Here is a 24,305-nt window from a genome sequence, read left to right as displayed (position 1 = left end):
CTAAAGCCATGCACCGAAGCTGAGGATACGTCGCAAGACGTGTGGTAGCGGAGCGTTCCGTAAGCCTGTGAAGGGATACCCGTGAGGGGTCCTGGAGGTATCGGAAGTGCGAATGTTGACATGAGTAACGATAAAGAGGGTGAGAGACCCTCTCGCCGAAAGACCAAGGGTTCCTGCTTAAAGTTAATCTGAGCAGGGTTAGCCGGCCCCTAAGACGAGGCGGACACGCGTAGTCGATGGGAACCACGTTAATATTCGTGGGCCTGGTGGTAGTGACGGATCGCTTAACTTGTTCACACTTATTGGATTGTGTGGGCGGGGACGCGGTTCCAGGAAATAGCTCCACCGTATAGACCGTACCCGAAACCGACACAGGTGGTCAGGTAGAGTATACCAAGGCGCTTGAGAGAACTATGCTGAAGGAACTCGGCAAATTGCACGCGTAACTTCGGAAGAAGCGTGACCCCAAGGGACGCAAGTCTGTTGGGGTGGCACAGACCAGGGGGTAGCGACTGTTTATCAAAAACACAGGGCTCTGCGAAGTCGCAAGACGACGTATAGGGTCTGACGCCTGCCCGGTGCTGGAAGGTTAAGAGGAGGGGTGCAAGCTCTGAATCGAAGCCCCAGTAAACGGCGGCCGTAACTATAACGGTCCTAAGGTAGCGAAATTCCTTGTCGGGTAAGTTCCGACCTGCACGAATGGCGTAACGACTTCCCCGCTGTCTCCAGCATAGACTCAGTGAAATTGAATTCCCCGTGAAGATGCGGGGTTCCTGCGGTCAGACGGAAAGACCCCGTGCACCTTTACTATAGCTTTACACTGGCATTCGTGTCGGCATGTGTAGGATAGGTGGTAGGCTTTGAAGCAGGGACGCCAGTTCTTGTGGAGCCATCCTTGAAATACCACCCTTATCGTCATGGATGTCTAACCGCGGTCCGTTATCCGGATCCGGGACAGTGTATGGTGGGTAGTTTGACTGGGGCGGTCGCCTCCGAAAGAGTAACGGAGGCGCGCGATGGTGGGCTCAGACCGGTCGGAAATCGGTCGTCGAGTGCAATGGCATAAGCCCGCCTGACTGCGAGACTGACAAGTCGAGCAGAGACGAAAGTCGGTCATAGTGATCCGGTGGTCCCGCGTGGAAGGGCCATCGCTCAACGGATAAAAGGTACGCCGGGGATAACAGGCTGATGACCCCCAAGAGTCCATATCGACGGGGTTGTTTGGCACCTCGATGTCGGCTCATCGCATCCTGGGGCTGGAGCAGGTCCCAAGGGTTTGGCTGTTCGCCAATTAAAGCGGTACGTGAGCTGGGTTCAGAACGTCGTGAGACAGTTCGGTCCCTATCTGCCGTGGGTGTAGGAATATTGACAGGATCTGTCCCTAGTACGAGAGGACCGGGATGGACATATCTCTGGTGGACCTGTTGTCCTGCCAAGGGCATAGCAGGGTAGCTATATATGGAATGGATAACCGCTGAAGGCATCTAAGCGGGAAACCAACCTGAAAACGAGTATTCCCTTGAGAACCGTGGAAGACGACCACGTTGATAGGCTGGGTGTGGAAGTGCGGCAACGCATGAAGCTTACCAGTACTAATCGTTCGATTGGCTTGATCGTTCCCATTGCTCATGCTCATCTTCAGATGAGCGACGTGTTCAAAACAAAACGAGTTGGCTCGACCAACTCACCAGCTTCTCAATCCGGTTTGCGTCCGCTAGACGCAAATCTTGCGCTTTGCCGACCTGGTGGTTCTGGCGGGGTGGCTGCACCCGTTCCCATTCCGAACACGGCCGTGAAACGCCCCAGCGCCGATGGTACTTCGTCTTAAGACGCGGGAGAGTAGGTCGCTGCCAGGTCTGCAAAGCGCAAGATAAAATCCGGAAATCTTCTCGACACAAAACTCGGCCAAGCCGAAACGCAAGGGCCGCCACCAAGCGGCCTTTTTGCGTAGGTAAAATCGAAACACACAACGGGATTTTGCTTCGCAAAACCCGGACCGGAAAAAGCATAAACCGCCAAGCGGTTTACGCTACCGCGCCAAATCCCACAGGGATTTGCGCTGGACGCGGGGTGGAGCAGCCCGGTAGCTCGTCAGGCTCATAACCTGAAGGCCGCAGGTTCAAATCCTGCCCCCGCAACCAAATCAAAAAAAGCCCGCATGGAGAAATCCAAGCGGGCTTTTTGACGTTTGAACGGCGCACACAGGGGCGACCCTCATCGGGTTGAGAGGGGCGGCGGCGGTGGCGGCGTCGTCGAGCCCGTACCCAGAGAGCGCTGGACCATGACGCTATCGGCCCAGCGCCCGTAACGATAGGCGACACCCGCGACATGCCATCACAATCTCCATGATCGCAGCCACGCCTGTTTCGTGGTCAACCCGTCCCTCAACGCACTCTCGCCCGACGCCTGCCGTCGTCGGCCCACGTGGCCTTCCACGGGACCGAGCCATCTGACTTCCGCCGCAATCTTCGCGCGGAAAGACGGAACCGAGTGATCCTTTTAGTTGCTACATTTCTTTATTTGCTTTTTCAAATAGCGGCCCCTCGTCATGCTGGCGCCTGGGGCTTGAACCCGAATTCAGCACGACAGAGTTTGATGAAGCACATCACCATTCCCACCGACGGTTTCCTGGACGGCAACCGGTTTCGCGTCGTCACCCTGCGGCTGGCACTGATCTACGCGGCGGCCGAATTCCTGATCAGCAGTCCCATCTGGCTCACGATCGGGAACAATCCGCTGAAACCCCTTCTCGGCAAGCTGGCGCTCGAAGCAGTCTTTGTCCTCGTCGCCATCCTCCTCGCGGGGCTTCTCAGCCGGATGCGGCGGCAGAGCTATGGCCGGCAAATCGCGGCGTGTCTGTTGCTGTCGCTGGTCAGCTCTCTCGGCATGTCGCTGCTGGACGCCTATCTCTGCAGCCTGATCATGCTGCCCGTGGTCGTGCCGTTCAACATCATGGATTACGCCTATGCGGTCTGCTATCGCATGTCGATCTTCTTCGGCTGGTCGTTTCTCTTCGTCGCGTTGCTCAATCACATGGACGTGCGCGACCGCGACCTGAAGCTGATCGCGTCGCGCGAAGAGGCGCTCGCGGCGCAAATGCGGGCGCTGCAGTACCAGATCAACCCGCATTTCCTTTTCAACACGCTTAATTCCATTACCGGCCTTGTCGAGGAGGGGGCCTCCGAGCGGGCCGAAAGGATGATCATGTCGCTTTCGGGCTTCCTGCGCTCGACGCTGCAGCTCGACCCCCTGCGTGAACTCAGGCTTGCCGACGAGATGGCGCTGCAGAAGGAATATCTCGAGATCGAAAAGGAGCGGTTTTCGGACCGGATGCGCGTTCGGATCGACATTCCCGGCGAACTCGAGGATGCGAAAGTTCCAAGTCTCATCCTGCAGCCTTTGGTCGAGAACGCGGTCAAGCACGGCGTCGGTCGTTCCAGCAGCACAGTCGAAATCCTGATCCGCGCGGCAAGGCGCGGGGACAGGCTCAATCTGATCGTCGAAAACGATGTTGCCGCAGCGACTGCGGCGGGGATGACGCACGGGCTCGGCATCGGCCTTGCCAATGTGGCCCATCGTGTCCAGACCCATTTCCCGGAGGGAGCTTCGCTGACAGCAGGCCCGATCGAGCCGCGCAAATTCCGAGCCTCGCTCGATATGCCCTTGATACTTGTTTGAGGCAAAGGAAGAGGCTGGCGGACGGGCCGGCGATGTTATTGTCTGACGCCGCCCGACTGGGCGGCGTTATCGTTCATGCCGATGGTAGCATCCCCGTCAATCGTCGACGACGGACCACTTGTCGTCCGGATCGAAGCGGTCGATGAAGGGTACGATTGCTTCCGTGCTCGGCCCGAGGTCGCGCTCGTAGACGATGCCCTGCTGGTTGACGACGAAGGTCTTCACGCCCGTCTCCGCATAGGTGACCGGCCAGGCGATCAGCGCAAAGCCGCCGATCATGTTGCCGTTGATCACATAGTCGTAGCGACCGCCGGCAATGTTGTCGCCCTGCGAGGTCAGGATACGGAAGCGGTAGCCGAAGTATCCTTCGCCAGCCTTTGCCTTTTCCAGGGCCGCTTCGCTGATCGAGTCTCCGACGGGGCTTTCGCCATCCCCCTGGTCGGCCGGCCAATAGAGACCGTCGGTCTGGCCGGGCGTGCTGATCAGCTTCTGGGCATATTCGAGCACGCCGTCGGAGTCGCGATCCTCAGAGGCGTATTCCTTCTGGGCATCGACATAGGCCTCGACCGTGTCGATCGCCTGCAACTCGTTCTCGCCGACGCGACGATTGACGATCTCTTCGAGCCCGACATAGGTATCGAAGGCCCATTTGCCGTCATCGCCCTTGGTGAGCGGGAAGGGCAAGGGCCAGAGCCGGTCGCCGATCTGCAGGATCTTTCGACCCTCCAGATCGCGAACGACGACATTGCGCGCTGCCCCTTCGCGGATAAGAGCGAACGTATCCTTCACCCCTTCGCTGTCTTTCAGCTTCTCCGCATTAAGCCCCAAAAGTTTTGCCAGGCCGTCGAAATCATCCGCGGCCAGCCTGGCCTTGAATTCGCCGATGGCTTTGTCCGGATCGTCGAAGACCGGCGGGTCTTCTGCGGCGGCATAGGCATCCAGCCCACCCACCATCTGGTCCGCCGGCGGCTGATCGGCCGACGGTTGGTCTCCCGCAGGCTGATCGCCGGCAGCTTGATCGCCAGCAGGTTTATCGGCAGGCGGTTTGTCCTGCGAATAGGCGGAGCCGATCGGCGTCGCTACCAGAACCAGCGCCATCGCTGATCCCAGGAGAAGGGAATTGAAGAGCTTTGTCATGGTCGTTCTCCTGTGATCCGATCAACGTCTGCGGCCGCCGCCGCCGCGTCCGCCACCGCCACGGTGCATCGGCGGCCGGCCGCCACCACGGCTCATCTGTGGCCGCCCACCGCCGCGATGACCACCGCCAAGGCTTTGCCCGCCGCGGCGTGAGGAAGCGACCTCACGCCGTCCGGAATTGACATTGCCAAGGCCCGATGGCTTCTTCGGCCGGTTCTGCGCCTTTGCCGCCATCTTCTTCTTGCCACCGCTGCGGTTGACCTGCGACGGCTTGTTGCCCGGGCGATTGATGCTCGGCTTTCCGTCCCCAGCGCGGGCCTTGGCGATCGCCTGACCGCCACCGCCGCCGCCGGGCCGAGCTGCCGGTCTCTGCTGCGCTTTCAGCCCGTCGAGCGTGCTCTTGCGCACATCCCTGATCTGGCCGCCGCCACCTCCGCCGGGCCGTGCGTTCGGCCGGTCGCGATTGATCTCGGCGGCGCGGTTGCGCAGGTTGTTGTTGCCGTTCGCCTTGATGTTGTTCTTGATGCTGTTTCGGTCGAAATGCTGAAGCTGGTCACGATTGAAGTTGATCTTGCTGCGATCGACATTCTTCCAGTCGACGTCGTTCCACTTCACCTTGCCGTTGATGTTGTTGAAGCAGTTGTTGCAGTCGATGTCCATGTCGCCGCCGTTCCAGCGGCCACCCCAGACGCCCCAATCGTCCCAGTCGACGATCGCGGCGAAGGCCGCACCCGTGACCGCACCGGCGAAGAAGGCCGCACCCGGATACCAGTAGGCGGGATAGGGCTCGTCATAGTAGCCGATCGGCGCCGGTGCATAGTTCGGCTCGTAGAGCATCTCCGGCGGATACTGCGGCACATAGATGGTTTCCGGATTGGCCGCCTGGATGACGACGTTGTCGCCTTCCTGGACCACCTTTACCTTGTCGTCGGTCTTGATGATGTTCTTCGCGACCGCCTCGTCACGCAGTTGCTGGATGGCCATCAGCACGTCTTTCTGCTGATTGGCGATCGCATCGCCGAAAGACTGCGTCCACTCGAGATCCTCGCTCATCATCTTGACGATCTGGGGGTAGTTCAGCAGCGATATGATGCTGCCGTCCCAGTCGTCTTTCGGCTTCATGTCGGGTTTCTTCTCGCGAGCCTCAAGAAACCGTTCTGCCTCGACGATCTGCAAAGGATAGAGCGCGGCGGCGGAAATGAGCGCCACCAACTCGTCCGGGTAAAGCGCGATGCGCGCCACCAGCACCTCGAGCTCATCGTCGCTGAGCGGCTCGGGTGCTGTCTGTTGTTCCTGAGCAGCCGGTGCGGCTGCTGTCTGCTGTGCAAGAACCGCCGTGACGGGTGTTGTTATCAAAACCGCGATTGCGCTGCCGAGCGCGATGATCGTCTTTTTGATCATCTATCCAGCCTCCCTCGTGTATTGGGCAATGGCACGGGCGCTTGGACTGGCGCGCGGGACAGCCCCCTGTCGACGCTTCTTGTTCTGCAATTTCAAGCTGATCGCGCAGCAGTCTCTGACCACAGCCGTCATCAGTCAATGGAATCTCTAGAGGAGGCCGGCGGATCGGGAAGCCCGGCAGGCGTATTCTACTGTATGTTACTGCCTCACGGTTGCCGTGGGCGTGCCATCCACGTGACGGTAGAGCTTGCAAGGTGCCGGCGAGCATAGAGCTGCGGGTGTCGGCTGTTTCGCGTCAGGGGGAAGGGGCTAGCATGGACGAGGATCCTTCCCGATCGAATGTGGTCCGCAACGGAACGAACGGGTCGCCTTCCATCGAGGCGAAGATCACGGATATCGCCCGGATCGGCATCGTCGGGCTTCTGGCCTACTGGTCTCTGACGCTGATCGCACCCTTCGCGATCATTCTGATATGGGCGGCAATCCTCGCGGTGGCGCTCTTTCCAGCCTATGCCCGGCTGGGACGCCTGCTCGGCTCGCGGCGCCTTGCCTCATTCCTGATCACGCTGATATGCCTCGCCGTCATCGTCGCCCCACTGACTGCGATCGCGGTCAGCTTTGCCGAAGGGTTGCAGGCGCTGCTTGCCAGGCTTGCCGACGGTTCTCTGAGCGTACCGGTCCCGCCGGAATATATCCGCACGTGGCCTGTCGTCGGCGAGCGCATACATGCGGTCTGGAGCATGGCGTCGGGCAATATCGAAGCACTGCTGAGCAAGATCGAACCGGCGCTGATGCAAGCCGGGACCAAGGTTCTCGGCAAGGTCGCGAGCGTCGGCGCCGAGGTCTTAAGTTTTGTGGTCTCGGTGTTGATCGCAGGTTTTCTCTTCGGTTCGGCGGAGCGGCTGGCGGAAATGGCACAGCGCTTTGCCGGCAGGATCGGCGGCCAGCGGGGCATCGGTTTCCTCAAGCTGGCGACGGCGACGATCCGCAACGTGGCGCGCGGCGTCATCGGCGTGGCGCTGCTACAGGCATTTCTGTGCGGACTGGTGCTCAGCCTGTTCGATGTTCCGGCACCTGGCGCGATTGCCTTCGTCGTGCTGATCCTCTGCATCATCCAGATCGGCCCCGCGCTGGTGTTGCTGCCCGTCATGATCTGGGCCTGGTTCACCATGGATTTCGGTCCGGCGCTGTTGCTGACGATTCTGTTGATCCCGCTGTTCGTCATCGACAATGTGATGAAGCCGATCCTGGTGGCACGCGGGCTGTCGACGCCGACGCTGGTGATCCTGCTCGGGGTGCTTGGCGGCACGCTGTCCTATGGCCTGATCGGTCTTTTTCTCGGGCCGATCGTTCTGAGTGTCGCGCATGATCTGCTGATGGTCTGGGCGCGCTCTGATGCGGCGCCAGAGAAGGCGGCTGCACCCGCCGTCCGTGACGGCGAGCTTGAACCCGGCAATATCTGATCAGCGTATCGCGCTGGTGGTACCTGCCTGCTGATACTCCGCTTCGGGCACAGCAACGCCGGCGGCGCGCAGGCCGTCGAACAGTCGGTGCTGATCCTCGGGACGGTGAAACTGAAGGGCAATCGCTTGTCCGAGGTCACCGAGGAATGCCGGCGCGTTGGTCTCGAACCACTTTCGCTCCTCACGCGCCTGGTCCGTCTTGCCGAGCTTTCCGAGAATCGCAAGCAGCAGGACCCGGTCGGCCGGGTTGGCGCCCGGATTGGCGAGGCGCGCCCACCGTTCGGCGGCGACATAGTCGCCGGCGAAATAGGCGCAGCTTGCCAACCCCCTTTCGAAAACGCCAGTCTGGCCGAGGTTGCGTTCGGTGGCGTCCGACAGCAGCTTGCAGCCCGCATCCCATTGGCCCGACTGCGCGAGCCGGAGGCCGTATGCGCCGGCAAGTTCGGTGTCGTTGGGATTGATGGCAAGCGCGCGGGCGCCGACGGCCAGGGCAGCATCGACTTCGCCGCGAGCGAAGAGGACGAGCATCTGTGCTTCGAGGGCGCGAACGTCGAAGGGGGCAAGATCGACGGCGTGCGCCGCCGCTTCGCCAGCCTGTTCCAGCAGCCCTGCTGAGGCCGAGGGATCGAGGCCATTGCTCAGCGCATCTATATAGCTCATCGACAGAAGCGCCCAAGCGGTGGCGTAGGTCGGGAATTGCCGGGTCGCGCGCTGCAGGCACTCCTCGGCGGAGCGACGGGATTGCGGATCGATGTCGCCGCGATGGTCGTAGTAGGTGAGGGAGCAGGCATAGGCCTGCCAGCCCTCGGGAACCGAACGCCTGAGTTCGGCTGCGCTTGCCTGGAAGATGGCGCCATAGGGTTCTGCCACCGCGCTCGAGACCGCGGCCGCCGTCCTTGCCTGCTGATCGATGACGTCGCCGGACTGCAGTCGTTCGTCGTAGGTGTTCGCCCAGACGACCGCCCCGTCGGATCGCTGGATGAGCCTCACGACCAGCCGCAGCCGCTCTGCCTCGAGCCTTACCCGTCCCTCAAGCGCATAGGTTTGATCGGCCGGTGTCCGTAACGGATCGCTGACCGTGACCGGTACGATCTCCTTGAATTTGGCGAGGTTGCTCACGACTTCGTCCGTCAGCCCCTGCGCCATCATCGCCGATTGCCGCGTCCCCGAGATGTCCTCGAAAGGCGTGACGATCACCTTCGGAATATTTGGCCGACTGGCCGCCGTACTGTTGTCACCGGAAAGAAGCAGCAAGCCGGCCGACAGACCGGCGAGGCCACAGACAAGCGCCGCAGCGCCAAGCAGGATGCGGCGGAGATGACGCCAGCCGACCGGCGCGGCTTCGGACGGTGGCATTCCGCTTTCTCTAACGGGTGCTGGCTGCTTTTCGGCTCGTCTTTCGAAGGTCGGCACATAGGCGCCCTTCGGCATCCGGATCACGATCGGGTCGCTGCGTCCGGCGACGAGGTAATAGCGTTCGAGTGCCCGACGAATGCGGCCCGCCTCGATCCGAACGGCGGGATCCGTTTGCGGGTCGAAGGAGGAATCCCGGCCGAAAACCTCGGTGGCAATGGAATAGGCCTTGATGCGGTCGCCGCGCCCGGCCAGCGTTTCCTCGATGACATAGGCCAGGAATTTACGGTCGCGGTCTGGAGCATCGAATTCGGCGCTCAGGCGAATGCGCTCAAGCTGTGCCAGAACCTCCACGCTGCTGGGCGGAGATATGGTCTGTTCGACGCCGACGTCCTGCTGGTCCCCGATGGCCATCACGCGCCTCCATGGGCACAATGTGAGATTGTATCCGGCGGCAGTGTAGTCTCCCGTATCCTACGCACCGGTTCGGTCGGAGCGCAACATTTATTCGCGTCGGGCTTCACGTTCCTTGCCGAGGTTGCGCGGGCGCGCGCTGACGATGCCGAAGACGCGGGGCGCGGCCGGGCGTTTCGCTTGCCGATGTCATTGATCAGCGCCGAACGGGAAGCGGCAGCGGCATTCCCGTTCGCCGATACCGGTTTGCCTTCTGTCGACCGCAAATCGTGGCAAATGAAGTCGACAAGGCTTCTAGTTACGGACGCCGTTTCGAAGCGGGAGACGTGGCTTGTCGGTGGGCGTGCGGAACATGTCCGCTGGCGCCGGGCGTCCGACGTGGAAACCCTGGACATGGTCGATCCGAAAGCGCCGCATCAGGGCCAGTTGCTCGTCGGTTTCCACGCCCTCGATCAGGATCTTGTGGCCGCGGTTGCGCACGAGCCCGATGATGTCCTGCAGCATCGCGCGGCCCTTCGGCGTGGCGCAATCGTGCAGGAACGACCGGTCGATCTTCACCGTGTCGAAATCGATCAGGCGCAGCCAGGAGAGGCCGGCGAAGCCGGTTCCAAAATCGTCCAGCCAGATGCGGATGCCAAGGGTCTCCAGGTCGCTGATGCAGCGCAGGATGCCCGAGTGCATCTCCATCTCCAGCCCTTCGGTGATTTCGAAGGCGAGCCGGCTTCCGGCAACCCCGGTTTCTCCCAGGATCGCCGCGACCGAGGTCGCAAAGCCCGGCGTCTTCAGCTGGATCGGCGAGACATTGACGCTGACCAAGGGAACGTGATTGTCGACAAGCAGTTCGCGGCACACGGTCTTTATCGCCCAGCGGCCGAGATCGAGAATGGCGCCGGTCCGCTCGGCGACCGGGATGAAGAGGCTTGGCGGAACCGAGGTGCCGTCCAGCATCGTCAGGCGCATCAGCGCCTCGACGGCATCGACCTCGCCAGTCGTCACGTTCGTGATCGGCTGGTAGACGAGGGATACCAGGTTCTGGTCGACGGCGATCTTCAGGAGGGCCGCGATGTTCTCGCTCTCGTCGCTGCTCTGCGGATCGTTCGGATCGAACAGCTTCGAGCAGTTTCGCCCGCTCGCCTTGGCGGCGTAAAGCGCGCGGTCGGCCTCGTGGATGATTTTCTCGAGCTTGGCGCCGGTGTGATTGCGGGTGAAGGCGGCGCCGACGCTGACGGTGACGATGGACACGCCGTCGCGTCGCTGCTCGTGGATCAGCCCCATGCTTTCAACCGTGCGGCAGATGACCTCCGCAAGCTCGGCCGCCTGCTCGCGCGTATCCAGGCGAGCAAGGACGATGAACTCCTCGCCGCCGTAGCGGCCGATCGAGCCGTGATAGTTCCTGATCGCTTCGCCGAGCGCATTGGCCACGAGAATGAGGCAGCGGTCGCCCTCCTGGTGGCCGTAGCAGTCGTTGTATTTCTTGAAGAAATCGACATCGATCAGCATGGCGGTGAAGTTCTTGCCGAGCTTCTGCCAATCGTTCCAGTAGTCGCGCAGCTGCTGATCGATGGCGCGGCGGTTGTCGAGACCGGTCAGCGGATCGGTGTTGGACAGCCGCAGAAGCGCCATTCCCCGCTCGGAAGCTTCGTTCTGCTGGATCTTCGCCTCGAAGGCGTTGAGGAAAACCTTGTAGCGTTCGCGGTTGAGCTTCCAGTTCACATAGGAGGTGAAGACGAAGCAGGAGACGTAGAACGTTCCGAAGGCGATCAGGTAGGCCGGATCGTGCTCGGAGAAGAACGACAGCGCGATGAAAAACGTCACCAGCACGATGCTGGAGGCGACCACCGAGAGGCGGAACCGTAAGCTGAAAAAGAGATTGGCGCCCATCATGAAGATGGCGCCGAAGATCATGTAGTAGGACATGCTGCTCGTATCGGCCGTCATCATCGCCGGAACGAGCCAGCCTATGTAGCCGAAGACGAGGGCTGCGGCGCAGGTGCCGTCGAGCCATTTGGTCTGGGCCTTCAGCCGAAACAGGATCTCGAAGGTCAGAAGCGAGCCGATGCCGACAAAGAGGCGCGAGACGATCGTGTAGAAGGCGACGTCGGGGACGAGCAGGATGTCCGGGATGAAGAAGAGCAGGTAGACGACGACGGCAACCCACAGCCCCTGCCGGGTCGAGGCGCGCCGGCCAGCCTCGCCCTCCATACGATAGAGGGTCTGAAGCTCAGCCAGGTGCGGCCTGTGCGGCTGCTTGTGTAGGTCGATGTCAACTACGTCGGCCAACGTGTGCTTCATGCACTGATCCATCGCGCTGCGTCACGGTCAACGGAAATCTGTCGTCGCTTTTCCATCAATGGACGTTGTTTCGGACACTCCCTGCGTGTTCGCCGCGGCCCATATGCAACAAGGGCGGGAAACGCTGCGAGGCATGATAGGAGGTGTCCATTAAGTTTTGTTAAATTAATGGGTCAGGGCATCTGCGAATCGGTATCACCCAAAGGGGTGAGCTCCGAGTATTTACCTTATTATATACAAAAACTTGCATTCCGAGCCGTAATGCGCGCATCTTCGCGACTATTGTTAACAAAGCTTTAACGGATGGTCTCGCGTGCGCCAATTTCAGACTGTTTTCGACGGTCAGAGCCTCATTACTCCCAAGGCAATGGCTGATGAGTTCGTTTCGCCCCGCGGCGAACGACATGACGAACAGCTCTCGACCGCCAAGGCCGAGCTCGCATTGATTCTCAGGGTCGCTCAGGAACAATTCATTCAAGGAACGGATGCGTCGAAAATTATCGACCGGCTCGCGGCCTCCCTCCACCAGACCCGTGCCAAATACCACCCGAGCGTGTGGCAGGAGCTAATCCCGATTGCCCAGGATCACCCGGTTTCGGAGTACTTCCTGCAGGATCCGTTCACCCGGTGGTCGTTCGACAAGCCCAGGGGATATTCGGGTGACGCGCAGTTGCTCGACTTCATCTACGGCCATGCGAGCGTTGCCGGCGAAATCGAGCAGGCGTCGCCGGTCGGGCGCGCCCTTTACGACTACACGAAGGACGCTTCGTCCTCGGTGGCGGTGCGCGAACGCCGCGATATCCTCACGCGCCACGTCGACGAGATCGCGGCGAGCCGGGGTTCCGAGGCGGAGATCCTGACGATTGCCGCGGGTCATCTGCGGGAAGCCAACCGCTCCAAAGCGCTCGAGGAACGCCGCATCAAGCGTTGGGTGGCGCTCGATCAGGATCCTCTCAGTGTCGGATCGATCAGCCGCGATTTCTACGGCACGGCGATCGAAGCGGTCGACGGTTCCGTTCGCAGCCTGCTCGGCCGCGACCAGAAGCTCGGCACGTTCGACTTCATCTATGCGGCCGGTCTCTACGACTATCTCGCCGACAAGGTGGCCATCAAGCTGACGCATCGCTGCCTGCAGATGCTGAAGCCGAACGGCGTCTTCCTTTTTGCCAACTTCGCCCAGGACATCGGTGTCGACGGTTACATGGAGACCTTCATGAACTGGGCCTTGCTGCTGCGTTCCGAAGTGGACATGTGGAACATCATCCACAAGAGTGCCGGGAAGTCTGCGATCGACGCGCGCGTCTTCTTCGGTGCCAACCGCAACATCGTCTACGGCGTCATCCAGAAGCATTCCTGAGATTGCTTCGACGAACTGCCTCGGCTTCAAGCCGAGGCGGGCCGGCAACAGGAGACCGCAGGGTGCCGAAGGGCCGCTGCGGTTTCGTATTTCTCACGCTCAGTCTTGCGTGCGCAGAAAGCGGCTCAACAGGCGGTGTAGCAGCACACCTTCCTCCTTCGGCTTGAAGCCGGGATCGACCGCGACCCTGCTGAAGATGCCGTCGATGATCGCGGCGATCCAGCGGGCAGCGCCCTCCGCGTCGAGGGTCCTGTCGATCTGGTTTCGGCTGGCGGCGTTGCGCAGGAGTGCCACGAGCGCCGACTGGAGTTCCGCGTCGTTCGTCGCCGCTAGCGTCCCGATGCGCTCGTCACGCATCGCTTCGGCGGCGATTTCGAGCGCGAGGCTCGAATAGGCAGGATCGCCCGCGAGTTCGAGAACGCTATCCATAAAGCCCAGCAAGGCGGCGAACAGATCCTCCTCTTCGCCCAGCTTTCGGAAAATCTCCGCCGTTTCTTGACGTTCCTCTTCCACGATCGCCGCGATGATGGTGTGCTTGGTCGGAAAATAATGGAAAAGATTTCCCGGGCTCATGCCTGCCTCGGCGCAGATCTCGGCCGTCGACGTGCCGTGAAAACCCTTGCGCGAAAAGCAGGCGATTGCCGCATCGAGAATCAGCCGACGCCTGGCCGCATGTTTTTCGGGGTCGATCTTGCGCATCGCCGGTTCTCCTTGCATGCCGTTCAATTATTAGATCAAGCACTCTGATTTCGGTGGGCAGACGATCGGTGTCAAGGCCGCCGGCCGTTTGCATGATCTCCGCCATCTTCCCGCAATGCTCGTGTGTGATCTGCCTTACAATTGTCGCGTTTGATGAATTCTATTGTTAGATTGAATGATCTAATAAATTATCGACGCCCTTTGCCCGACCCGGGATCCGGTATCGCAGGCGCATCACGCCGCCGGCCCCGCCAATGGAAAGCCAATGAAATGAGACGTACAATTGAGTTGAACGTCGCTCTTGCAGCGTTGCTTATGATTGCGGCGGCTGCTGGTCCGGCGCGCGCCTCGGGGGAGGCCGCCGCCTCCGTTCCCGCCCCGTCTGCCACCCGCACGGTAACGACGCTCGTTGCCGACAGCCGCCCACAGCAATGGACACGCTCCTTTGCCGGCATCTTCGTTGCCCGCGAGGAGATTGCCGTCGGCACAACCTTGACTGACCAGCGTATCGCCAGTGTCGAGGTCGAGATCGGCGATCGGGTAGCCGCGGGGCAGGTGCTCGCCCGGCTGGAAACCGACATGCTGGAGAACCTTCTGCGCGAGGCCAAGGGCCGCGTCGCGCGCGCCAGTGCAGCGATGGCGCGGGAGGAAGAGACGGTCACGCAGGAACAGCGAAAACTCGCGCGCGCCCGCCAGTTGAGCCACCTTCAGGCCGCGACCATTCTCGAGGAACGCGTCTCCGCGCTCGCCCTTGCCGAACAGGCTGTCGAGGTCGCGCGGGCCGATTACGACCAGGCGGAAGCGCTTGAGGCCGAGGCGCGCCGAAGGCTCGATCGTGCCGTGATCGTGGCACCTGCCGACGGGATCGTTTCGGAACGGCTGGCGCGCGCCGGTGCGCTTGCGGGCTCGGACCCGCTGCTCAAGCTCATTCGCGGTGGCGAAATCGAGTTTGCGGCCGACGTGCCGGAAACCGAACTGCCGTTGCTCGCGGTTGGCCAGACCGTGAAGGTCAAGCTTTCGGGCCGAGCCGACTGGCTCCAGGGGCATGTGCGGGTAATCAACCCGAAGATCGACCGCGAGACCCGCCTTGGCACCGCGCAAGTCACGCTGTCCACCGGGCGTCCGCCTTTCGCGGGCACGTTCGGCCGGGCGGAGATCGTGGTGGGCGAGCGCAAGGCGATCATGGTCGACGATTCCGCCCTGCTTTTCGGTGCGCCGGATGGCGCCGTCTCGGTCTTCGTCGTCGATGGGGGCCAGGTCGTGCGCAAGTCGGTCAAGCCGGGCATGCGCCAGGGCGGCAAGGTGGAGATTACCTCGGGCCTTTCGACCGGCGAACGGGTCGTCCTTAAATCCGGGGCGTCGCTGCGCGAAGGCGAAGCGGTCGCAACGAAAGACGTCCAGCCGATGCAGACGGGCGACCAGCAATGACGAGCAACATCTCCGCCTGGGCGATCCGCAAGCCGGTTCCGACGATCGTTCTCTTCGTCGTGCTGACGCTGATGGGGATCGCCTCGTTTCTGAGGCTGCCGGTCAACGCCAATCCGAGCGTATCCTTCCCGATCGTCACGGTGACGATCACGCAACCGAGCGCGCAGCCGGGCGAAATGGAAACGCAGGTGACGCGCCGCGTCGAAGGGGTCGCCTCCGGCCTTGTCGGGGTCAGTCACATCCGCTCGACCATTACCGACGGCGTCTCCACGACCACGGTCGAATTCAAGATCGGCACGGATCCGGACCGGGCGGCAAACGACGTGCGCGAGGCCGTGGCGCAGATCCGCGCCGACCTGCCGCAATCCATTCAGGAGCCGATCGTCTCGCGCCTCGACGTCGACGGCAGCGCCATCGTCTACTACGCCGTGCGGGCGCCCCACATGTCGGAAGTGGAGCTGTCCTGGTTCGTCGATGACACGATCACCAGCGAATTGCTGACGCTGCCCGGCGTGCAGAAGGTGCAGCGTCTCGGCGGCGTCAGCCGCGAAGTGCGCGTTTCGCTCGATCCCGAACGCTTGCTGGCACTTGGCGTGACGGCCGATCAGGTGAACACGGCGCTCAGGGAAATCAACATCAACATCCCGAGCGGTCGTGGCGAAATCGGCGGACGCGAACAGTCGATCCGCACCGTCGGCAGTGCCGGTTCGGTGGACGAGCTCCGACAGCTTTCGATCCCGCTTGCAGGCGGCCGCTGGCTGCAGCTCTCCGACATCGCGACGATCGAGGACACATCGTCCGAGCCGCGCAGCTTTGCCCATTTCGATGGCGAACCGATCGTGAGCTTCTCGGTTTCGCGCAGCAAGGGAGCGAGCGACACGGTCGTTGCCGAGCGCGTCATCGAGCGGCTGAAGGAGATCCAGGCGCGCACCCCCGGCGTCGAGATGACCGAGCTGATCTCTCTCGTCGAGTATACGCAGGAGAGCTACGATGCGGCCGTCACGGCTTTGATCGAAGGCGCACTTTTAACCATCGTCGTCGTCTTCGCCTTCCTGCGAAACTGGCGGGCGACGCTGATCTCGGCGCTTGCCATGCCGCTCTCCATCCTGCCGACCTTCGCGGTGATGGACCTGCTCGGCTTCACGCTCAACGGCATCAGCCTTCTGGCCCTGACGCTGGTCATCGGCATTCTTGTCGACGATGCGATCGTCGAAATCGAGAATATCGAGCGGCATGTCGACATGGGCAAGCGGCCGTTTATCGCGGCAATCGATGCGGCCGATGCGATCGGCCTTGCGATCGTCGCAACGACGCTGACGATCGTCGCCGTCTTTGCGCCGGTGAGCTTCATCGGTGGTGCGGTCGGGCAATATTTCAAGCAGTTCGGCCTGACCGTCGCGATCGCCGTTCTGTTCTCGTTGCTGGTGGCACGCCTGCTGACGCCGCTGATGGCGGCCTATCTGTTGCGGCCGAAACCTGGTCACGGCCATGCCGTCAAGCCGTCGCGCATCAGCGACGCCTATCGCAGCATGCTCGGCTGGACCCTCGATCACCGCAAGACCGCGCTTTCGATGGTCGCGCTGATCTTCGTCGGCTCGATCGCGCTTTTGAGCATGCTGCCGACGGGTTTCATGCCGACGAGCGACAGCAACGTCTCGCAGCTCAAGATCACGCTGCCGCCCGGCACGAGGCTCCAGGAAACCGCGCGCATTTCCGACGATCTGGTGGCCAAGCTCAAGGAACGCAAGGAAGTCGAGAACGTTCTGGCGACGACCGACAGTCTCAACGAGGTATCGCTGCGCATCAAGCTCAAGCCGCGCAAGGAGCGTGAACTCGACCGCAAGTCCTTCGAACTGTCGTTGCGGCCCCTGCTGGCGGAGACCCCCGACATCCAGGCAACCTTCTCCTCGACCGAAGGCGCGAAGGACCTCTCCATCTACCTGACGGGCGATGACCCGGAAACGTTGATGGCTTCGGTGCGGCGTCTGGAAAACGAGATGCGTGCACTCCCCGGGCTGATCAGCGTTCGGTCGACCGAGCCGCTGCTTTCGCCCGAGCTTCTGGTCAAGCCGCGCTTCGACGAGGCGGCAAGGCTCGGCGTGTCGGTGACCTCGATCGGCACCGTCGCCCGTATCGCGACGATGGGCGACAGCGAGAGCAACTCCGCGCGGTTCAACCTCGGTAACCGCCAGGTGCCGATCCGGGTGATGCTCGACCGGTCGGCCCGCGGCGATTTCGACACCTTGCGCAATCTGCGGGTGGGCACGAATGCGGGTGCCCTGGTGCCGTTGACGTCCGTCGCCAACGTCTCCTTCGGTGCCGAGGAAAGCAGCGTCGAGCGTCTCGATCGCAAGCGTCTGATCGCCGTCGAGGCAAACCTCAACGGCATGACACTCGGCACGGCCTTCGAGGCGATTTCGGCATTGCCGGCCATGAAGGAACTGCCCACGGGCGTGACGCAGGCCAACTATGGCGACGCGGAATACATGTCGGAGATGTTCCGCAACTTCGCCCTGGCGCTGCTTGCCGGCATCCTGATGGTCGTGGCGGTTCTGATCCTGCTGTTCAAGGATTTCCTGCAGCCGGTGACCATCCTCGTTGCCCTGCCGTTGTCGATCGGCGGCGCGGCGCTGGCTTTGATCCTGTTCGGTGCGGCACTCGACCTTTCGTCGATGATCGGGATCCTGATGCTGATGGGGATCGTCTGCAAGAACTCGATCCTGCTGGTCGACTATGCGATCGAGTGCCGCAACGAAGGTGCCGACCGGCGCACGGCGCTGCTGACGGCGGGCGTCACCCGCGCGCGGCCGATCATCATGACGACGATCGCCATGGTGGCGGGCATGGTCCCGGCAGTCATCGGCGTCGGCGCCGGTGCCGCCTTCCGCGCGCCGATGGCGGTTGCGGTGATCGGCGGCCTGATCACGTCGACGATGCTGAGCCTTGTCTTCGTGCCGGTGATGTTCACCGTGATGGACGACATCAACACGAAGATGGGCCGCTGGCTGAAGCGCTTCTCCTCCGTGACGGACGAGGACCACGCGGCGGATGCGGCCCGGATCGGCAAGGAGGGCGCACCCGGCGCGGCCGGATAGCGTCCGCCCTGTTCCCGGCATGATCATTGTCGAAGCGCGCTGCATGGGTGTCCGTGCAGCGCGCTTCGCGCATTCGGGCCAAGGCGTATGTCTGCGTTCTAATCGAAATAGTTGACGAGGCGCGTCTCGCCGACGGCATGGACGCGGCAGTCGACATCGAAGATCGCCTGCAACCGCGACGGCACGATCATGTCTTGCGGCGGTCCCTCGAAGGCGAGGCGGCCGCCCTGCATGGCGACGATGCGGTCGGAATAGGCGGAGGCGAAGTTGATGTCGTGCAGCACGACGACCACCGTCTTGGCGAAATCGTCGGCCAGCCGGCGCAGGAGCTTCATCGTCTCGACCGCATGCTTGATGTCGAGATTGTTGAGCGGCTCGTCGAACAGCATGTAGTCGGTGTCCTGGCACAGCACCATGGCGATGAAGGCGCGTTGGCGCTGGCCGCCGGAGAGTTCGTCGAGAAAGCGGTTCTGGTAGGGTTCGAGCCCAAGATAGGCGATCGATCGGTCGATATGCTCCGCATCGGCCGCCGTCACCCGTCCCTTGGAATAGGGATAGCGGCCGAAGGCGACAAGGTCGCGCACGCTCAGGCGCGCGCTGATATGGTTGTCCTGGCGCATGATCGACAGCCGCCGGGCAAGCACGTCGCCGGCGGCGCGGCTGACGTCGAGGCCGTCGACCAGCACCTTGCCCGTATCCATCGGCATCAGCCGGCTGACGATCGACAAAAGCGTCGACTTGCCGGCGCCATTTGGGCCGATGATCGAGGTCAGGCCGCCTGCGGGTAGCGTCAGCGACACCCGGTCGACGACCGCGGTGCCGCCATAGGATTTCGTTACCTCTTGGATCTCGATCATCGCGCGGAGCCTCGGACGAGCAGGAAGATGAAGACTAGGCCACCGAAGAATTCGATGACGATGCTGAGCGCCGTGTTGAAGGAAAACAGCCGCTCGAGGATGACCTGGCCGCCGACGAGCGTCGCGACCGCGATAAAGACTGCGACCGGCAGGACGAAGCGGTGGGTGGCGGTGGGTGACAGCTGCCAGGCGAGACTTGCAACGAGCAGACCGAAGAAGGTGACCGGCCCGACGAGCGCGGTGGAGACCGAGACCAGCACGGCGATCAGCACCAGGAGAAGCGTCACCACGCGCTGATGGTCGACGCCAAGCCCGATCGCCGCCTCGCGCCCGAGCGAGAGCACGTCGAAGGTGGGCGACAGCCGCCACAGGACGAAGGTCACGGCGAGGGTGGCTGCGGCGGCAATACCGAGCAGGTTGGCATCGATACTGTTGAAGCTTGCAAACAACCTGTCCTGCAGGACGATGAAGTCGTTGGGGTCGAGAATGCGCTGCAGGAACGAGGAGAGGCTGCGGAACAGGCCCCCGAGAATGACGCCGACCAGCATCAGGAGATGCAGGCTACGGCTGCCGCCGGAAAAGAGGGCGCGGAACAGGAGCAGCGACAGGCCGACCATCACGGTCGTTTCGAGCGTGAACTGCATCTGCGGGTTCATGCTTGCCGCGCCGGCGGCGCCGAGGAAGAACACCATGACCGTCTGCAGCAGCGTGTACATGGCGTCGAAACCGATGATCGACGGCGTCAGGACGCGATTACCGGAAATCGTCTGGAACAGCACCGTCGAGACGGCGATCGCGTAGGCGACCAGCACCATGCCGAGAAGCTTTGTGCCGCGGAAAGAGAGGATGAAGCTCCAGCTTCCCTTCGCGCCGATGGTCATGAAGGCGATCATCGACAGCAGCGCCAGCGCAGCGGACGCAAGAAGGACGGTCGACGGAGAGATCCGCTTGGCATCAGCCTGCATGGGACCGCCTCGAAAGCAGGAGATAAAGGAAGACGAGGCTGCCGATCACGCCCATGACCGTGCCCACCGGCACCTCGTAGGGCGCAATCACCATTCGCCCAACGATGTCGCAGGCGAGAACCAGCCCAGCGCCGGAGATGGCGACCACCGGCAATGTGCGCCTGAGATTGTCGCCAAGGGTCAGGCTGACGATATTGGGAACGACGAGGCCTAGGAACGGGATCATACCGACGGTCGCAACCACCGTCGCCGTGACCATGGAGACGATGGCAAGTCCGAGGATGACCACCTTGTCGTAGTCGAGCCCGACATTGCGGGCGATCGCCTCGCCCATGCCAATGACGGTGAAGCGCGCGGCGGTCGCGTAGGCGACCAGCGTCAGCGCGAAACCGATCCACAGCAGCTCGTAGCGTCCGCGAAGGACGACCGAGAAATCGCCGGACATCCAGGCGCCCATCGACTGCATCAGGTCGTAGCGATAGGCGATGAAGGTGGTAACGGCGTTGACCACGCCGCCGAGCATGAGGCCGATCAGCGGCACCATCAGCGCCGAGCGCAGCGGAACGCGGCGCAGGATCTGCAGGAACAGGGCGGTTCCGGCAAGCGCGGTCAGGGTGGCGAAGGCCATCTTGCCTGCCACCGGCAGGCCCGGCGCGATCAGCATGGCCAGAAGCATTCCGAGGGCGGCGGACTCGGCGGTGCCGGCGGTCGACGGCTCGACGAAGCTGTTGCGCGCCAGCATCTGCATGATCGTGCCGGACACGGCGAGGCCGGCGCCTGCGAGCATCAGCGCCAGTGTGCGTGGCAGGCGGCTTTCGACGACCAGAAGCCAGCCGCGGCCGTCGTCGCTGGCCGCAAGACTGCCGACACCGGTAAAGACGCTGACGGCGGCAAGCAACAGGACGACCGGGATGGCGAACAGGACCGGCCTCATGGTTGCGTCACGCTCCAGCTGCTTTTCGTTCTGATCACCGCTCTCGTATCCGTGGCTGCATTTTTCCATCGACCGCCGCAACGAAACCCCTGAGGCTTGCGGCCGTGAGGAGGTGCTCGATCGAAGGCTCGCCTTAGTCATATATATGATCGGCTTCGTCAAGTTTTGTGAGGCGGGAATGACGCGGAATGCGCGCATTGCCCTCCCGGCAAAATCGCGCTAGGGAGGAGGAGAAAACATGAGGTAAATAGTCATGAATATATCTCCCTTCTCTAATGGTTTGCGCGGACTGCTCGTCGCGGCCGTGATGACGGTTGGCGGCGCATCGGTGGCGATGGCCGAAACACTGAAGATCGAACACAGCAGCGGCGTCACCGAGGTGGAGAAAAACCCGAAGACCGTGCTGGTCTATGATTTCGGCATGTTGGAAACGCTGGATATGCTCGGCGTCGCCGTCGCCGGCGTCCCCGGATCGGCCGTCCCGCCGTCGCTCGAAAAGTACAAGGCCGACACCTATGCGAAGATCGGCACGCTGTTTGAACCCGACTTCGAGGCGATCAATGCGGCGGAGCCCAACCTCGTCATCGTCGGCGGGCGGTCGCAGGCGAAATATGCTGAAGTCGCCAAACTGGCACCGACGATCGACCTGACCTCGGACGACAAGGATCTGATCGGCAGCGTCAAGAAGAATGCAGAGATCCTCGGCGAGATCTTCGGCAAAGAAGCCGAGATCAAGGCAAGCATCGCCAAGCTCGATTCCTCGATCGAGGCGCTGCGTGGCCTTGCTGCGGAACGTGGAACGGGTCTCATCCTGCTGACGACCGGCGGAAAGATCAGCGCCTATGGCAAGGGATCGCGCTTCGGCGCGTTGCATGACGTCTTCGGGATCAAGCCGGCCGATCCCGAGCTGCAGGTCGCGACCCACGGCCAGGCGGTTTCCTACGAATACATTCTCGAAACCAACCCCGACTGGATCTTCGTCGTCGATCGCGATGCAGCCATCGGCCAGCAGGCACAGCCGGCAGCGGCCCTGCTCGACAACGAACTCGTGCGGCAGACCAAGGCCTGGAAGGACGGACACGTCGTTTATCTCGACTCCGCCAAGCTTTACCTCACGGCATCGGGCCTGAAGTCGCAACAGGACATTGTCGATCAGCTGGCGCAGGCGCTGAGCAAGAAGTGATCGCAGCGGCGAGCCGCCTTGCGGTGTCGCCGCGTGGTGCCCGATTGCATCATTGAGTGACAGGCAGCGCGCCGCTTTCCAGGCGCGCTGATCATGGCTGCCTCTTTCGGCGTTGCCTGACGTCGCCGGGCGCGGTTTTCGTTGCTGGAGCGGATTTCGGAAAAAGGGGAGGCCAACACCAAATACCCTTAACTCTTACGGTATTTTTCCGGTGTTGGCTCCGTTTGGAAGAACGATAATATCTTGATTTAGAGATTTTCGCTTTTTTGCTAAATTTATTTTAGTTTTTACTTTTTTATATAATTTATGCCCGGATTTAGGTCCGGTTTGTATGTTGACTTGCTTTACGCTTACTCGGTGGAACGCTGACGCTACTCTCCGGAGGTCGAGGCTTCTCACGGCTGGAAGCGCTTGGTGGCGCTCAGCCGCTCCCTTTTGATCTTCCGGAACGAACGCTCAATTTGACACCAAATGGCGTGGCGCGGAAGATACCAATTCTAGTTAGTGGTTTGTAATTACTGACACTTTCTCGCCTAGCCATCGACCGCAAGCCATTGGCGCAGCGAGGAAATCCCCTGCTTTTTCAGGGGCATCTGCCGACCGATACCTCCGCGCTTTCCACGCTTTGCGCTTGGCTTCGGGCTATCGTCGACAGCAGCGGACGGGCCTCCTAGTACCAACTAAGTATTCCTGCGTATATCGGAGCGGAAGAGGGGGGGTAAGCGCGGCTGCACGAGGCCGCTTAACTAATCCATTTATCGCGCGCCGTCGGGTCCGTCTTGGCAGAAATGCATAGGACGCTCGCTCTGCTGGGGGTATCCTAGAGGCTTGTTTTTGAGAGCGTTCCGCGTCTTGGTAAACAGAACGTTAGCAATATAACCCAAAGATGGTTCGATTTATAACGATTTAAGTGCCCTTCCGGCGCTTCTCTAATCCTTTTGGGCTGTTTCGTTGCGGAGATCTTTACGTTACATTAGCTATCGCGAATTTTATCGCACAGGAATAATCGTGACGCATAAGTGGTTCCGAATAAATTTTTTGAAAGTGGGGCGTGCCCACGGCCAGACCGGGGCACCCATAAAAATAAATGGAAAAATCCTAGGAGGGCGTAATGTATCCTGGAAGCTCCAACGTGGGTGATTTTGAAGATAACAACAAGGCTTTGTCACAAAAGAAAAAAATCGTAATGCTCGCCAAGATCGACCTGTTCGCCGAATGCCTGATGCAGGCCGTCGGGTCCAGGTTTCAAGGGCACGATATCGTCAGCTTCTCCGATCCCGACAATCTGCTTGACGGTAGTCTCGTCGATGTCACGCTGATCATGCTGTACCGGATGCCTCCCAAGTCCTTTCCGGCTATCTTGCGGACCATTCACGAGTTCCACCCGCGGGCATCGATTGGCCTGGTGGTGGAGAATGCCGAGGAACTCGATCCGTCGATTGCCGGCTTCGTCGAAGAGCGCCTCATCCATGGCGTCCTGCCGTTGAACCTCAATCTGGATGTCTGCCTTGCGGCCATCGACTTACTGATGAAGGGCGGCGAACATTTCCCGGCGGCTCTGCTGCGGCGGCTTTCTCCCGAGCCTTTCGCGGCGAACAGCCTTTATGGCCGGCGCGGGGAGGCCCCGGGCCAGACGACCGTTTCGGGAACAGGACGGCGCAAGCGCGATGCTGGCCCCGATGGCCTGACGACACGCGAGGTCCAGATCCTCGATCTGATCTGCAAGGGCACGCAGAACAAGATCATCGCGGACCGGCTCGGGCTGTCGGAAAATACCGTCAAGGTTCACGTCCGCAACATCTATAAGAAGATGAACGTTCGCAACCGTACGGAAGCGGCGTCTCGATACTTCACCAACGATTCGGCGACGGAGCGCAACGGCGACGTCCTCCTGTCGCGTTGGAAGAACTAGGCGCGACGTATTCGGCCCCAGGTGCGTTCTCCTGGGGCTGATTCCCGAAATCAAATGCTACTTTGAGCCTGCCCCGGCGATTGGCCGGGCGGTCCCGCTGTGGCATGTCTCCTCGACAGTGAAAGCTCGAAAGATCA

The 24,305-nt window shown here is 61.5% G+C and carries 15 protein-coding genes, 1 tRNA gene, 2 rRNA genes and 1 pseudogene (1 of these 19 cut by a window edge); 10 read left to right on the top strand and 9 right to left on the bottom strand.

Features of this window, described 5'->3' with window-relative positions; all coding sequences use genetic code 11:
- From FA04_RS16100 to FA04_RS16090, 3 genes are all read left to right on the top strand, one after another.
- Positions 1-1,617: ribosomal RNA gene (locus tag FA04_RS16100) — 23S ribosomal RNA — on the top strand; it begins 1,179 nt to the left of the window's first position.
- Between the two features lie 124 nt (positions 1,618-1,741).
- Positions 1,742-1,856 (top strand): 5S ribosomal RNA (gene rrf / locus FA04_RS16095).
- A gap of 208 nt (positions 1,857-2,064) precedes the next feature.
- A tRNA-Met gene (locus FA04_RS16090) sits at positions 2,065-2,141 on the top strand.
- A 73-nt stretch (positions 2,142-2,214) separates the two neighbouring features.
- Here the strand turns inward: FA04_RS16090 and FA04_RS35895 are convergent.
- Positions 2,215-2,322 (bottom strand): annotated as a pseudogene (locus FA04_RS35895) (GNAT family N-acetyltransferase); the annotation flags it as partial.
- A 273-nt stretch (positions 2,323-2,595) separates the two neighbouring features.
- Between FA04_RS35895 and FA04_RS16085 the strand changes: the two are divergent.
- Positions 2,596-3,678, top strand: coding sequence for a sensor histidine kinase (locus FA04_RS16085; RefSeq protein WP_051659094.1), 1,083 nt, complete (start codon positions 2,596-2,598; stop codon positions 3,676-3,678).
- A gap of 96 nt (positions 3,679-3,774) precedes the next feature.
- On the opposite strand, the gene FA04_RS16080 is transcribed toward FA04_RS16085, so the two are convergent.
- Together FA04_RS16080 and FA04_RS16075 are read right to left on the bottom strand one after the other, a co-directional pair.
- The gene (locus tag FA04_RS16080; RefSeq protein ID WP_034787236.1) at positions 3,775-4,815 is read right to left on the bottom strand and encodes a DUF2950 domain-containing protein; all 1,041 of its coding nucleotides are present in this window, start codon (positions 4,813-4,815) and stop codon (positions 3,775-3,777) included.
- 21 nt (positions 4,816-4,836) lie between these two features.
- The gene (locus FA04_RS16075; RefSeq protein WP_034787232.1) at positions 4,837-6,216 is read right to left on the bottom strand and encodes a DUF3300 domain-containing protein; all 1,380 of its coding nucleotides are present in this window, start codon (positions 6,214-6,216) and stop codon (positions 4,837-4,839) included.
- A 314-nt stretch (positions 6,217-6,530) separates the two neighbouring features.
- Here FA04_RS16075 and FA04_RS16070 point away from each other — a divergent pair, with 314 nt between their 5' ends.
- Positions 6,531-7,679: an AI-2E family transporter gene (locus FA04_RS16070; RefSeq protein WP_034787228.1), complete on the top strand. Its 1,149-nt coding sequence runs from the start codon at positions 6,531-6,533 to the stop codon at positions 7,677-7,679.
- Here FA04_RS16070 and FA04_RS16065 read toward each other — a convergent pair whose 3' ends face one another.
- The gene (locus FA04_RS16065) at positions 7,680-9,446 is read right to left on the bottom strand and encodes a hypothetical protein (RefSeq protein WP_051659093.1); all 1,767 of its coding nucleotides are present in this window, start codon (positions 9,444-9,446) and stop codon (positions 7,680-7,682) included. It abuts the gene before it with no gap.
- 294 nt (positions 9,447-9,740) lie between these two features.
- Positions 9,741-11,738, bottom strand: a complete 1,998-nt coding sequence (locus tag FA04_RS16060) for a putative bifunctional diguanylate cyclase/phosphodiesterase (RefSeq protein ID WP_034787225.1) — start codon at positions 11,736-11,738, stop codon at positions 9,741-9,743.
- Between the two features lie 313 nt (positions 11,739-12,051).
- On the opposite strand from FA04_RS16060, the gene FA04_RS16055 reads away from it, so the two are divergent.
- Positions 12,052-13,095, top strand: coding sequence for a class I SAM-dependent methyltransferase (locus FA04_RS16055; protein WP_034787222.1), 1,044 nt, complete (start codon positions 12,052-12,054; stop codon positions 13,093-13,095).
- 99 nt (positions 13,096-13,194) lie between these two features.
- Here the strand turns inward: FA04_RS16055 and FA04_RS16050 are convergent, their stop codons facing one another.
- Positions 13,195-13,794 carry a TetR/AcrR family transcriptional regulator gene (locus FA04_RS16050; RefSeq protein ID WP_034787219.1) on the bottom strand — a complete coding sequence of 200 codons (600 nt, stop codon included), beginning with the start codon at positions 13,792-13,794 and terminating at the stop codon, positions 13,195-13,197.
- Between the two features lie 270 nt (positions 13,795-14,064).
- Here FA04_RS16050 and FA04_RS16045 point away from each other — a divergent pair, with 270 nt between their 5' ends.
- The gene (locus FA04_RS16045; RefSeq protein WP_159415413.1) at positions 14,065-15,222 is read left to right on the top strand and encodes an efflux RND transporter periplasmic adaptor subunit; all 1,158 of its coding nucleotides are present in this window, start codon (positions 14,065-14,067) and stop codon (positions 15,220-15,222) included.
- Positions 15,219-18,317, top strand: a complete 3,099-nt coding sequence (locus FA04_RS16040) for an efflux RND transporter permease subunit (RefSeq protein WP_034787217.1) — start codon at positions 15,219-15,221, stop codon at positions 18,315-18,317. The genes FA04_RS16045 and FA04_RS16040 overlap by 4 nt, the downstream gene beginning before the upstream one ends.
- A gap of 98 nt (positions 18,318-18,415) precedes the next feature.
- Here the strand turns inward: FA04_RS16040 and FA04_RS16035 are convergent, their stop codons facing one another.
- From FA04_RS16035 to FA04_RS16025, 3 genes are read right to left on the bottom strand one after another with little or no spacing between them, the layout of a single operon-like run.
- Positions 18,416-19,174, bottom strand: coding sequence for an iron ABC transporter ATP-binding protein (locus FA04_RS16035; RefSeq protein WP_034787216.1), 759 nt, complete (start codon positions 19,172-19,174; stop codon positions 18,416-18,418).
- Positions 19,171-20,139, bottom strand: coding sequence for an iron chelate uptake ABC transporter family permease subunit (locus FA04_RS16030; RefSeq protein WP_034787214.1), 969 nt, complete (start codon positions 20,137-20,139; stop codon positions 19,171-19,173). Before FA04_RS16030 ends, FA04_RS16035 begins: the two co-directional genes overlap by 4 nt.
- The gene (locus FA04_RS16025; protein WP_034787313.1) at positions 20,129-21,073 is read right to left on the bottom strand and encodes an ABC transporter permease; all 945 of its coding nucleotides are present in this window, start codon (positions 21,071-21,073) and stop codon (positions 20,129-20,131) included. The genes FA04_RS16030 and FA04_RS16025 overlap by 11 nt, the downstream gene beginning before the upstream one ends.
- 253 nt (positions 21,074-21,326) lie before the next feature.
- Between FA04_RS16025 and FA04_RS16020 the strand changes: the two genes are divergently transcribed.
- Positions 21,327-22,256, top strand: a complete 930-nt coding sequence (locus tag FA04_RS16020) for a siderophore ABC transporter substrate-binding protein (protein WP_034787212.1) — start codon at positions 21,327-21,329, stop codon at positions 22,254-22,256.
- Between the two features lie 1,111 nt (positions 22,257-23,367).
- On the top strand, positions 23,368-24,168 hold the full coding sequence (locus FA04_RS16015; protein ID WP_051659091.1) for a helix-turn-helix transcriptional regulator: 801 nt from the start codon (positions 23,368-23,370) through the stop codon (positions 24,166-24,168).
- The last annotated feature ends 137 nt before the right edge of the window (positions 24,169-24,305 follow it).

This window comes from Ensifer adhaerens, assembly GCF_000697965.2.
Lineage (GTDB): Bacteria > Pseudomonadota > Alphaproteobacteria > Rhizobiales > Rhizobiaceae > Ensifer > Ensifer adhaerens.
Note: the sequence above shows the minus strand (reverse complement) of the source record. Positions and strands in the feature narration are given on the sequence as shown.